The organism is Streptococcus sp., assembly GCF_030825805.1.
Lineage (GTDB): Bacteria > Bacillota > Bacilli > Lactobacillales > Streptococcaceae > Streptococcus.
Genome location: NZ_JAPJPF010000050.1, coordinates 1 through 12,603 on the forward strand (window position 1 = coordinate 1; position 12,603 = coordinate 12,603).

A 12,603-nucleotide genomic window follows, 5' to 3' on the forward strand; every position below is an offset into this window, starting at 1 on the left:
AATTATCCAGTGGATGATTTCAGCAATCCAGGAAGTTCCATGACTAAATCAAGATGCAAAGGGCGTCTGCGGATAAAGTCAAAATAGGAAGTTTGACGCAGAATCTTTCGATTCTAGGAGAACTTATCTTTTTGACACAATCCGCAGCCCATGTTCAATTTGTTTTGAACCCCTTCGCTTATTAATTTCAAAGCTCAGGCTAAAACAGTTTCCCAAACTGTTTTACTCCCAAAACTCCCGAGTGCCTAAAACGTAATTGTTTTAGGCACTTTTCTCACAGCGGAAAGTTTTAAATCTGCTTGAATGACTAAAAAAGAAACCAATTTTTTTGAAAAATAAATTAGCTATTTTATGTAAAGAAATGTTTATCTACATTCTAAAAGAAGCGGATAGCTTCTTTTTTTGTTTTAGAGGGGACGAGGTCTGTCCAATGGGAGGAGGCTCAGTCTGTCTGGTAGAAGCCTTATAGTTATTTTTTATAAGGACTATTAGTTCTGGTCAATGGCAAGAGGCGGAAACCCTTGATCTATAAGGTTATAGCTTCTGGCTATACCATAAACCATTGAAAAGCAATTATACAGAAGGGGCTTCTTCTGATAAGATAGACTCAACTTGAATTTTTGGAGGACAAAACATGTCAACTACAATCATCGGATTCCCTCGTTTGGGTGAATTCCGCGAACTAAAATTTACAACTGAGAAATATTTTAGAAACGAAATTACAGCTGAAGATTTGTTGGACGCTGCAAAAGAATTGCGTGCCAAACACTGGAACATTGTCAAAGAAAAAGGGATCACTGAAATCCCATCAAATGACTTTTCTCATTATGACAACTTCCTCGATGCTGCTTTCCTTTTCAACGTGGTTCCTGCATCGGTTCAAAACTTGGACTTGTCTGACCTTGAACGCTACTTCGCCTTGGCGCGTGGTTACCAGGGAGAAAAAGGGGATGTGCGTGCTCTTCCAATGAAGAAATGGTTCAACACTAACTACCACTATATCGTTCCAAAATTTGAAAAAACAACAGAAGTCAAATTGGCTGGTCACAAGATTTTTGATGAGTACCAAGAAGCGAAAGACTTGGGTCTTGACACTCGTCCAGTTGTGGTTGGACCATTCACTTTCCTTCAATTATCAGACTTCGAAGAAGGCGTGAAGGCAGAAGACTTCGTTGATAGCTTAGTGGCTGCTTACCAAGATGTTTTTGCTAAATTGGCTGAGCTTGGTGCAACTCGTATTCAATTGGATGAAGCTGCTCTTGTTAAAGATTTATCAGCTGAAGAAAAAGCGCTCTTCTTGAACCTCTACAACAAGCTCTTGGCTGACAAGAAAGGTCTTGAGGTTCTGATCCAAACTTACTTTGGTGATGTACGTGACATCTACGCTGACCTTGTGAATTTGCCAGTAGATGCGATTGGTTTGGACTTCGTTGAAGGGAAGAAAACTCTTGAACTCGTTAAAGGTGGCTTCCCAGCTGACAAGACTCTTTATGCAGGGATTGTCAATGGTAAGAACATCTGGCGCAACAACTACGAAGCAAGCTTGGAAATCTTGAAACAAGTACCAGCTGAAAACATCGTTTTGACTAGCTCATGCTCACTGCTTCATGTGCCATTTACAACTGCCAATGAAGACTTTGAACCAGCTATCTTGAATCACTTTGCCTTTGCTGTTGAAAAATTGGAAGAACTTCGTGACTTGGATGCTATCCGCAATGGTCAAGGTGAAGAAGCTCTTGCAGCAAACAAAGAACTCTTTGCGACAGAACGTGTCGGAGCAAATGCAGAACTTCGTGCGCGTATCGCTGGATTGACAGACGCAGACTACACTCGTTTGCCAGCTTTTGCTGAACGTGAAGCTATCCAAGAAGATGCCTTCAAACTTCCAGCTCTTCCAACAACAACCATCGGATCCTTCCCTCAAACGAAAGAAGTTCGTGCGAAACGTTTGGCCTTCCGTAAGGGTGAATTGTCACAAGAAGAATACGATGCCTTCCTTGCTGAAACCATTGACGAATGGATCAAATGGCAAGAAGAAGTTGGATTTGACGTACTTGTACACGGTGAATTCGAGCGGAATGACATGGTTGAGTACTTCGGTCAAAACTTGTCAGGTTACCTCTTCTCTAAGAATGGTTGGGTACAATCATACGGTATGCGTGGGGTGAAACCACCAATCATCTGGGGTGATGTAACTCGTCTCAACCCTATCACTGTCAAATGGTCTAGCTACGCACAAAGCCGTACTAACAAACCTGTTAAAGGGATGTTGACTGGACCTGTTACAATTCTTAACTGGTCATTCCCACGTGAAGACATCTCTATCAAGGATTCAACTCTTCAAATCGCTCTTGCAATCAAAGATGAAGTTCTTGATCTTGAAGCTGCAGGTGTGAAAATCATCCAAATCGACGAGGCTGCTCTTCGTGAAAAATTGCCACTCCGTCGTAGTGACTGGTATGAAGACTACCTTGACTGGGCTATTCCAGCCTTCCGTTTGGTACATTCAACAGTAGCACCAGACACACAAATCCACACGCACATGTGTTACTCAGAATTTACAGATATTATCCCAGCCATCGACAACATGGATGCAGACGTCATCTCATTTGAGGCAAGCCGTTCAAACCTTGAAATCTTGGACGAACTCAAAGCGAAAAACTTCCAAACAGAAGTTGGACCTGGGGTTTACGATATCCACTCACCTCGTGTGCCTAACGAAGGCGAAATCGATCACACTATCGAAGCTATCCTTGCCAAAGTACCAAGCAGAAAAGTTTGGATCAACCCTGACTGTGGTTTGAAAACACGTGGAATTAAAGAAACAAAAGAAAGCTTGATCCGTCTTGTAGAAGCGGCAAAAGCTGCTCGTAAAGCGCTATAAAGCAAGTAGAAATTCCTAAGCTTGCTCGATAGCAAAAAAAGAATTGCTCAATCAAGAAAGGAATACATTTGATGACTAAGCAAACACCGTCGCTCTCCTTTGAGGTTTTCCCTCCAAATCCTGAAGTAGGCAATGCCAAGCTCTTACGTGCCTTGGAAAATATGCAGGAATTAGCTCCACACTTTATCAGTGTGACAGCTAGCAATAATAAATACAATATCAAAGAGACGACGGTTGCTTTAGCCAATCATATTCAGAATGAATTGTCTATTCCGACCATTGCCCACTTACCTGCCATCTATCTAAGCAAGGAAAAAGTAGCAGATACCCTTCATGAATTAGATCAAGTAGGGGTTCATCGGATTTTGGCCCTTCGTGGTGATATTATTCCTGGTATTGAGCCTTTAAAAGACTTTCGTTATGCAACGGACTTGATTGAATTTATTAAAACAGAAGCTCCTCACTTTGATGTGATCGGTGCTTGTTACCCAGAAGGTCACCCAGATTCGCCAAACCAAATTTCAGATATTCAAAATCTGAAAAAGAAAGTGGATGCTGGATGTTCGAGCCTAGTGACTCAGCTTTTCTTTGACAATGAGCGTTTCTACGATTTTCAAGATAAGTGTACCTTGGCGGGAATTGATGTTCCCATTCATGCAGGGGTGATGCCAATTCTTAACAGAAACCAGGCCCTTCGCTTGTTGAAGACTTGTGAAAATGTTCATATCCCACGGAAGTTCAAAGCCATTCTGGATAAGTATGAACATGATCCAAAATCTCTTCGTGCGGCTGGTTTAGCCTATGCGGTGGATCAAATCGTTGATTTGGTCACACAAGATGTTGCCGGTGTCCATCTCTACACCATGAACAATGAAGATGTAGCCTATCATGTCCACCATGCAACAAAAGCCTTATTTGAACACCAACCAAATTTGGAAGTGATTTAATCAACAGTCTAAGCAGGAATTGTAGAGATTGAGAAAAATTTTTCTCAGTCTCTTTTTTACTTGGGCCAATCGCTTGCTAAAAGACAACTTTTTTTTTATAGTATTAATATGAAGATTTTGGAGGCGCTTGCAATGAAGAGAGAACTCACGTTGAAGTTATTTGGACCCCCTAAGGTTGTTTTCCAACAGAAAGACATCCGTTTTTCCTTCTCGAAGATGGAGGCTTTATTTTATTACTTAGCTGTATCGGGTGAGGTCAACCGTGATGAAATTGCGGGCATTCTCTGGGGGGACAAGGAAAACCAAGTCGCTCGGAAAAATCTACGGAATACTGTTTACCAAGCTAATAAAATCTTTGAAGGAGATGTCATTGTTTCTCCAAGTAGGAGTAGCTTGGCCCTTAATTCTGAGCTGAATCTTTCTTTGGATGTCCAGCTTTTTGAAAGGGATCCGATAAGCAATTTACATCTTTATCAGGGAGATTTTCTGGAAGGCTTCTACGTCAAGGATGATGAGGACTTTGACCAGTGGGCTTCCCGTAAACGGAGCGCTTATAAGCAACTCTATATTGAAAGCTGTTATCAAAAGATTGACAAAGAGGGGCTGGGAGACCCTGGTATAGAGTCCTTACTCCACCATTTAGTAGAGCTGGATGAATTTGAAGAAAAGAACTACCAGCTCTTGATGGAGTATTATAGAGTTCATCACCAGCTGGGGAAATTTTTTGAGACCTATTACAAGCTGGTGGATTTATTGGATCGTGAGCTGAATGTTCGTCCTAGTCGAGTGATAGAAGAACTGTATCATTCTGTTTTGGAAGCTAAGCGAACCCATAAACAGAGCAATCGTGTGAATGTCCGAGAACTCCCTTTCTTTGGTCGCAAACAAGAACTGTCCCAACTGGAAGAATACCTATCCTTAGTAGAGAAGGGGGAAGCGGTTGGCCCTCTCTTGGTCATGGGGCAATCTGGAACAGGCAAAAAACGTTTATTGCGTCAATTGGTCTTGCTGTCCAATCGTAGTTTTAGCTTTGTCAAGCTGGAAGGCAAAGTCGGCAGTCGCCAAGAAGAAGGAGGGATCTGGGACGACCTCAAAGCTTCCCTAGAGAAAGTGAGTGGGGGCTTGGAAGCTCCTCCTCTAGGAAAAGCGGACAATCTCCCTGCTGTCCGGAAGCACCTTCAAAGACTCAGCCAAGAAAAACCTCTCCTGATTCTGCTTGAAAATGCTCAGTGGATGGATGCGGCCTCATTCAATAAAGTAAAGCAATTGGAGGAGAAAAGTAGCGGGGAAAGATGGCAACTGATTGTTACAGCTGAGGGGCCTTTGCCGGAATTCTTGGTCACCTTCTTTGGGAGTTTAAAAGTCGAGAGACGGTTGTCCCAGCTAGAGTTGACCAATTTTGATCCGAGTGAAAGTCGATCACTCTTACAAGGGCAACTGGGGCAGATAGAACCAGCCCTGATCGAGCAAATGATGGAGTGGAGTGAAGGTAGTCCCTTCTTGTTGTCCAGCTATATAGAAGAGTGGAAAGAGAAGGAAAGTTTAGAGCCCTTACCTGATATTATTCAAGCCTATCTGTCTCAAGAGCTGGGTGACTTGAGCAGTGAAGAGGAGTCCCTTCTTCATTATTTGTCTTGTTTTCATAAGCCGATATCCATGTCTATCTTGGCCGATTTGACAGCTACAGATCTTTCTGTTTTAACTGCATTATTAGATCCTTTAGCTCAAAGAGGAATCATCTCAATAGTGGAGGAGGGGGAGGATCTCTTAGTCCAATTTTGCAAGCAATTGGTAGCCATGTATTTCTACCAACTCCTGTCACCAGCCAGACGGCGTCTCTTCCATCAACAAATCGCGCAAAAACTGGAAGAAACCTTAGAAGATTCGACAGACCTGCTCTTCTATAAGGAAATAGCTTACCAATACAAGCAGTCCCAAAATCTCTTGTGTTCCCTATCCTTTGAGCTAACCTACTTGGAAGAAATCCTCCAGCTAGAACATGAACTATTCCCAATATACTCCAAGGGAGAAGAAGGGGGAGTATCAGATGGTGAAAATAGCCATTTGGATATTTTTGGGGAACTCTCTCGTCTTCGTCGAGAACTGGATCAGCTTTTTTCACGACACCAAAAAGATAGAGACTACAAGTATTTGCAACTGCGCTACTTGTATTTAGAGGGGCGCTACTTCATTCGAAGTGGTGAGTACCAAAAGGGGATTCATGATATTCAAAAGGTCATCTCCTATGCGCGGGAACTCAAACGGCTCGACTTTCTTTTAGAAGGGTACCGGCAAATCATTTATTATTGCATTCAAACAGAAAATATTTCTGAAATGGCCTATTACACAGATTTGGCTTTAGAAGATGCGATTCAGGCCAACAACCATGAAGCGATTGCGATTCAGTTACGTTTGAAGGGTTTGTACCATTTGATGGTAGGGGATGAGGAGCAGGCAACCCGCCACCTCTATCGCTCCATTGATTGCTTTAGTCTGACCAATAGCATGCAGGCCAAGTATGCCATTCAAATTGCAGCATCTTTAGCCTACCTGGCTGAAATAGAGCAAGTGAGAGGGCATTTTCAAGTAGCTGTCACCCATTTGGAAGAGGTCCTACGCTTGGTGGGAGATCAATCTGTTGATTCAGTCCGAGTGGTGTTTGAAATTGATCTTGGGATTGCCTACTATTGGAAGGGAGATTTGGTCCAAGCCCGCTTCTATTTTGACAGGGCTCAAAAGGTTTTGTCCGGCGTTCGCTTCCCTTGGAAGGAAGAATTGCTCGAATTTTATCAATCCTTAATCGCCTGTCATTTTGGCGAGCAAGAGAAGGTGGCAACTTATCTGGCTCGTAAAGAAGGAACCATGAAGCAAACGACGAATGCGCGAGACAAGGGGATGGTTTGTTATCTCTTAGCCTTCTTGGCGGCCCAGAAGGAACAAGGAGAGCAACTGGTTCCTGCTTTGAGCTCTTTCTTGAAAGAAGATAAGGGCTACTACAAGAAACTGGCAGAGCAACATCTGACTCCGTATAGAGACCGTCCCTTCCTCAAGAGATTAAAAGTCCTCTAGTATAGCTCATCAAGTGTCACGAAGGAAGAATAAAAAAAGGCTTATCAACACCCAAGGGATGGATGTTGATAAGCCTTTTGTATGTTAGAGAGGTTTTGCATCTTATTTTTGTTGGGACAAGATTTGGGTCAAGTAAAAGATAAAGGTTGCAGCCAGGTTGGAGGTGTGGTTGTCAATATCATGAGGAGGGGAAACTTCCACAATATCAAATCCAATCAGTTTGCCGCTAGCAGCAATGTGTTGGAGCAACATTAGGGCTAGTTTTGGATCCACACCAAGTGACTGGATGGCACTGACGCCAGGGGCAGAACCAACGGCAAAGCAGTCCATATCGATAGAGAGGTAGACCGCTGTCTGTTTTTCTAAGAATTGATCAATCCGATCAAGAATGGCCTGGTGGCTCATCCGGAAGAGATCTTGTCCTGTTAAGAAATCAATGCTTGGTGTTTTTGCCACATAGTTGAATAGGAACAGGTTGTTGCTGTGTTCCTGGATGCCCAAAATCAAGTAAGGGAAATCTTTGCTCTCTTCTTTTGCGTGGTCTGCCATTTGGCGAAATCCTGTTCCAGAGTTGGGACCAGTTTGGTCGTAAGGACGCAGGTCAAAGTGAGCATCTAGGTTTATGACAGCCAATTGTTCATCTGGTTGCAAGGAGGATTTGAGGCCCAGGTAGTGACCATAAGCCGTTTCGTGCCCTCCACCGAGGACGATTGGTTGAATATTTAGCTCCAACATCCGTTTGACAGTTAGAGAGAGGCTCTCTTGCAAATCTTCAAGAGAACGATTGGGGCCATCGATATTTCCGACATCAAAAACTGTGACGTTGGTGCCCCAGTGCCAAGGAAGTTTGGCGAGCTGGGTGCGAATAGCATTAGGACTTTCGACAGCACCGACGCGACCGTTATTGATATAGACTCCTTTATCGCTTTTAAAACCAAGGATTCCAAAGGTGACTTCTTCAAAAGGAGTCAAGGTTTCATCATTCAAATCCAAAAACTTCGTCAGCATTCCCCATTTGGCTGTATAAGGATTGTCTTCAATACTGCCTTGGTAATAACTGTAAGTCGTTGGGTAATAATCTCTAAGCACGTTACATGCCTCCGTTTGTTGGTATTTGGCTAGAATTGGAAAGGCTGAGAAATTTTCTCAGCCTTTTTCTGCTGTATCCTTACTGTATCAGTATTGAATGCTTAAGTCAACTGCTTTTTCGATGGTTGCTAAGAATTCTTCACTTTCGACAACAGCAGATGCTTTATTAAGTTCTTCAAAGATTTCGATGTCTTTGTCAAATTCAATGAAGGAAACCTTGTTGCGAATCAGGTCATAGGCAGGTTTTGTACCTTTACCAAGTTCATGATTTTCTGGTTTGAGATCCAAGGCTTGGCAGGCTGCCATAATTTCAGTAGCAACGATGCGGCGTGAATTCTTAAGGATTTCTGCTGCTTTACGAGCTGCTGTAGTTCCCATGCTGACGAAGTCTTCTTGGTTTTCACAAGATGGGATAGAGTCAACGCTGGCTGGGTGAGACAAGATTTTGTTTTCAGATGCAAGAGAAGCACAAGCATACTGCGTAATCATGAAGCCTGAGTTGAGGCCAGGGTGTTTGACCAAGAAGGATGGCAATTTACTAAGCTGGCTGTTGACCAAGCGTTCCACCCGACGTTCAGATACGTTTCCGATCTCAGAAAGGGCAATACCCAAGAAGTCAAATGGTTGTGCCATTGGTTCACCGTGGAAGTTACCTCCGGAGATGACGTGTCCTTCCTTGGTGATGATTGGGTTATCTGTCACAGAGTTGATTTCGATTTCAACTTTTGTTTTTACATAAGCAATAGAGTCTTTGCTGGCTCCATGGATTTGAGGAATACAACGGAGTGTATAAGGATCTTGTACCCGTTGTTGGGTCGCAACAGTTGTGTTTTTGCTTCCTTCAAGGAGGTTACGGATATTACGAGCGGTTGCCAATTGTCCACTTTGAGGACGGATAGTATGAAGGTCTTCTTCAAATGGGCTGGTAATACCATTGTGGACTTCCATTGAAAGAGCACCGGCAATGTCAGACAGTTTGAGCAATTGGATACCATCATAAGTCGCAAGAGCGCCGATACCGGTTAGGACAGTCGTACCATTGATCAAAGCAAGCCCTTCTTTGGCAGCCAATTGGATCTTTTCAATACCAGCTTGGTCGAGAGCTTCTTGACCGCTCAAGAGTTGACCTTTGTAGTAGGCGTGTCCAAGTCCCAACATTGGGAGCACCATATGAGAAAGGGGGGCAAGGTCTCCGGAAGCTCCGAGTGATCCTTTTTCTGGAATATAAGGAGTCACTCCTTTGTTAAGCAATTCTAATAGTTTTTCAACAGTTGACAGACGAATGCCAGAATAGCCTTTTAAGAGCGAGTTGATCCGGATGAGCATGATAGCACGAACGGCATCTTCTGGAAGTGGATCACCAAAACCAGATGCGTGGGTACGAATCAAGTTTTCTTGCAGTTGGACAGTATCTTCTGGAGAAATGCTGACATTACAGAGAGAGCCAAATCCAGTGGTCACACCATAGACAACACGTTTTTCACGGACGATATCATCAACAATTTTACGAGATGCGATAACAGCTTCTTTGGCTGCTTCGTCTAACTCACATTGGGCACCGTGCCGAGCGACGGCGATGACCTCTTCCAGTGTTAAGCTGTTACCATCTAAATGAATCAATTGAGTCATATAAAACCTCCGATTATGAATTGTTCTGTAGAAGTAGATTTGTTTACTTCGGTTTGAATACCAAACGTGAGCCCATTGTCTATGATTCTTAGAAGGATTGAAAGAAGTCTTAGAGAAAAGAGCTCAGGTTTGATATTCGTGGCTTCTTAGATGGGCTAGGGAGCAAAGGAATGCTTTGCTCCTCCTAAGTTCCCATCTAATGTGTAAATAGAATTGGTGAGGACTGTTTTATTTTTTAGCTAGTTTGTCACCGTGGAAAACAAAGTAAAGTCCACTAGCGATTACTAGACCGATAGCTCCCCATACAAAGTTCATTAGATTATCCCCTGCAATCATCAAGATACTGATGACAACAGCCAAAATTGGGATAACTGGACCGAATGGCACTCGGAAGGTAACCTTTTTCTCTGGGTACATTTTTCTGAGTTTGAGCGCTGCCAAAGCAGTCGGAATATATTGGAAGAAACGGAAAACAACACTGAAAGTTGCTAAGGATTCGAAAGATCCAGATAACAAGAGTAAGAATGCAAAGAAACCGGAAATGATAATGGCAATGATAGGAGCATTCTTGGAGTTTGTTTTTCCAAGTTCTGCTGGCAAGAGTTTTTCGTCTGCTAGGGCAGCACCGAAACGAGGAACCATAATGGATTCACCGATGTTGAGACCGGCGATTGAAATGAGAGCACCATAGGAGACAAGAGGGGCACCGATAGGGCCAATCATTTTAACAAATGCGTCTTGTACTGGTGCCTCGGTTCCCATAATGCCTCCACCAAGCATAGCGATTGTTCCAGCGATGATCAACATGTAGAGAACTGAGACGATACTGATGGATCCCAAGATAGCACGAGGAACGTTCTTTTCAGGGTTACGCATTTCCCCTGCAACGATGGACATGGTTTCGAATCCGATAAATCCATAGAAGATGTAAACAGCGGTACTAGAAATAGCACTAAAGAGATTTGATCCACTTTCCAATTGAAGGAAAGGTGTGAAGTTGCCCTTGCTTACTCCACCAGGAATAAAGAAGATGGCGAAGAGTGAGAAGAGGACAATTGGGATTAATTTTGCAACAGTAGCTGTCAGTGTGAACATTTTCGATGTTTTCAGACCGGCGATGTTCATAAGACTCAAGAGAACCAACATAACGATACTAATCTGTAGGTTGTAGCCTTCGAATGCTGGGAAGGTAATGATGAAGATCTTAGCAAAACCAGCTAGCATAGCAGCCCAAGCGATAACGGTAACGGCCCATCCGAGGATCCCGACGTTAAAGCCGACAAAGTCTCCGAAAGCTGCTTTTGAGTATTGCATGGCTCCACCGTTTTTATCAAAGTAGCCAGCCGTTTCAGCCAGACAGGCTGATAGTAGCATGACAAGAATAGCTACTCCAAACATGACGGCCAGGGAAGCTGGTCCGAGGCCAGAATATATCTTTTTGGGCAAGAGGAAGATACCAGACCCAATCACGGCATTGATACCGTATAGAGTGGCACCGCTAAAGCTGAATTTCGCTTTTTCTTGTTCCTCAATCGACTGTTTATGTGCTCCGTTCATAATGTCTCTCCTTTAAAACATTATCTTAGCGCAGTCCAGATAGCAATCGGTTGCTTCCCAGACTGAAGGGGTGAAAACGTAATTGTCATCTCTTGAAGAGGAGATGCTTGTTCGATAAACAGGAGCTCGTGAGTTTTGAGGGAGTAAAGTTGTCCCTTTTTCCATTCAAGTGTTAGTGGACAGAGAGCATAGATCAATTGATAGCGACTCTGGCTCGTGACACTTTCTTTTGGGGATATAGCACTCATATGCCCCTGATAAGAAGGTTTATAGATTAGATTAAAATCTTGACAGGTCCCTTGGCTAGATACGGGATCTCCCCCGTCAAAGAAGTAGCTTTGAAATGGCTTCAAAACAACTTCTTTATGTTGATGGGTGAGTGTAATCGATGAAGTCAGAGGCATCAAGATTCGGTGGTAGCCAGTGAGATCAGTAAAATCACTTTTTTCAACCTCCACCGTTGCAGTAGAGAGGCGAAAGTCAAAGGTCCGATCTGGATAACTTCCCTCTTTTGGAGAGAGGAAGAGTTGGGTGGTTTGACCACCAGACCAAGTAGAAATCTGATAATCTGCGGGGGTGAGATGAAGGATAGTCACCATAGGACCTCCTCTTTCTTAAAAGAGACCAGTAATATTGCCTTGGGCGTCGATATCAATCTTTTCACTGGCTGGAACTTTTGGTAGGCCAGGCATGGTCATGATCGTTCCTGTGAGCGCAACGATAAAGCCAGCTCCTGCTGCCACCTTAAGGTTGCTGATTTTGACAGTGAAATCTTTCGGTGCTCCGATCTTCTTGGCATCATCCGAGAAGGAATATTGCGTTTTGGCCATACAGATTGGGTAGTTGGAGAAACCAAGTGCTTCCAATTCTTTTAGTTCGCGTTTGGCCGCGGGTGTTATGCTGATGCCTTTACCACCATAGACTTTTGTGACGATCTTGGTCAATTTTGTTTCAATGCTGTCTTCTTGGTCATAAACATAAGAGAAGTGGTTTTCTTCTTGAGCTAGTTGAATGACTTTTTCAGCTAGGTCACGGCCGCCAGCTCCACCATGTGCCCAGACATCAGAGATGACCACGTCTACATTGCGTTTCTTACAAGATTCATAGACAGCTTCTAGCTCAGCCTCTGTATCCAGCGGGAATTTGTTGATGGCAACGACCACAGGTAGACCGTAGACTTCTTGGATGTTGGCCAAGTGTTTGTCCAGGTTTGGCAGACCATCGATCACGGCTTGGACATTTTCAGTAGCCAAGTCCGCTTTGGCGACACCACCATGCATCTTGAGAGCACGGATGGTCGCGACGAGGACAACGGCAGCAGGTTTGAGTCCGGCCATGCGGCATTTGATGTCGATGAATTTTTCAGCACCGAGGTCTGCTCCAAAACCAGCTTCTGTCACGACATAGTCTGCATATTTGAGGGCTAGT

General features: G+C 43.7%; 8 protein-coding genes. 3 read left to right on the forward strand and 5 right to left on the reverse strand.

Translation table 11 applies throughout. The features are described from left to right. Positions 1 to 634 precede the first annotated feature (634 nt). The 3 genes from metE (at position 635) to RCH62_RS07630 (ending at position 6,900) form a co-directional block, all read left to right on the forward strand. On the forward strand, positions 635 to 2,884 hold the full coding sequence (gene metE / locus RCH62_RS07620; RefSeq protein ID WP_306474955.1) for a 5-methyltetrahydropteroyltriglutamate--homocysteine S-methyltransferase: 2,250 nt from the start codon (positions 635 to 637) through the stop codon (positions 2,882 to 2,884). 71 nt (positions 2,885 to 2,955) lie between these two features. Further along, on the forward strand, positions 2,956 to 3,831 hold the full coding sequence (metF, locus tag RCH62_RS07625) for a methylenetetrahydrofolate reductase [NAD(P)H] (protein ID WP_048716370.1): 876 nt from the start codon (positions 2,956 to 2,958) through the stop codon (positions 3,829 to 3,831). A 132-nt stretch (positions 3,832 to 3,963) separates the two neighbouring features. Continuing rightward, positions 3,964 to 6,900, forward strand: a complete 2,937-nt coding sequence (locus tag RCH62_RS07630) for an AAA family ATPase (RefSeq protein WP_123159533.1) — start codon at positions 3,964 to 3,966, stop codon at positions 6,898 to 6,900. 102 nt (positions 6,901 to 7,002) lie between these two features. Here RCH62_RS07630 and hutG read toward each other — a convergent pair whose 3' ends face one another. The 5 genes from hutG to RCH62_RS07655 form a co-directional block, all read right to left on the reverse strand. Continuing rightward, positions 7,003 to 7,989, reverse strand: a complete 987-nt coding sequence (gene hutG, locus RCH62_RS07635) for a formimidoylglutamase (RefSeq protein ID WP_048716377.1) — start codon at positions 7,987 to 7,989, stop codon at positions 7,003 to 7,005. Between the two features lie 87 nt (positions 7,990 to 8,076). After that, a complete protein-coding gene (hutH, locus tag RCH62_RS07640) occupies positions 8,077 to 9,618 on the reverse strand; it encodes a histidine ammonia-lyase (protein ID WP_306474956.1) in 1,542 nt (513 codons plus the stop codon). Positions 9,619 to 9,846: 228 nt separating this feature from the next. Further along, positions 9,847 to 11,175: an APC family permease gene (locus RCH62_RS07645; RefSeq protein WP_306474957.1), complete on the reverse strand. Its 1,329-nt coding sequence runs from the start codon at positions 11,173 to 11,175 to the stop codon at positions 9,847 to 9,849. A gap of 20 nt (positions 11,176 to 11,195) precedes the next feature. After that, positions 11,196 to 11,774 (reverse strand): HutD family protein, encoded by a 579-nt coding sequence (locus RCH62_RS07650; protein ID WP_129270067.1) that lies wholly within the window; start codon positions 11,772 to 11,774, stop codon positions 11,196 to 11,198. Between the two features lie 15 nt (positions 11,775 to 11,789). Further along, the coding region (locus RCH62_RS07655) for a formate--tetrahydrofolate ligase (protein WP_306474958.1) at positions 11,790 to 12,603 on the reverse strand (814 nt) is incomplete at its 5' end.

Excerpts from the sequence above, each read along its gene's own strand:
- RCH62_RS07630 (WP_123159533.1), top strand. The coding sequence starts at position 3,964 with ATGAAGAGAGAACTCACGTTGAAGTTATTTGGACCCCCTAAGGTTGTT.
- RCH62_RS07650 (WP_129270067.1), bottom strand. The coding sequence starts at position 11,774 with ATGGTGACTATCCTTCATCTCACCCCCGCAGATTATCAGATTTCTACT.
- hutH (WP_306474956.1), bottom strand. The coding sequence starts at position 9,618 with ATGACTCAATTGATTCATTTAGATGGTAACAGCTTAACACTGGAAGAG.
- metF (WP_048716370.1), top strand. The coding sequence starts at position 2,956 with ATGACTAAGCAAACACCGTCGCTCTCCTTTGAGGTTTTCCCTCCAAAT.
- metE (WP_306474955.1), top strand. The coding sequence starts at position 635 with ATGTCAACTACAATCATCGGATTCCCTCGTTTGGGTGAATTCCGCGAA.
- RCH62_RS07645 (WP_306474957.1), bottom strand. The coding sequence starts at position 11,175 with ATGAACGGAGCACATAAACAGTCGATTGAGGAACAAGAAAAAGCGAAA.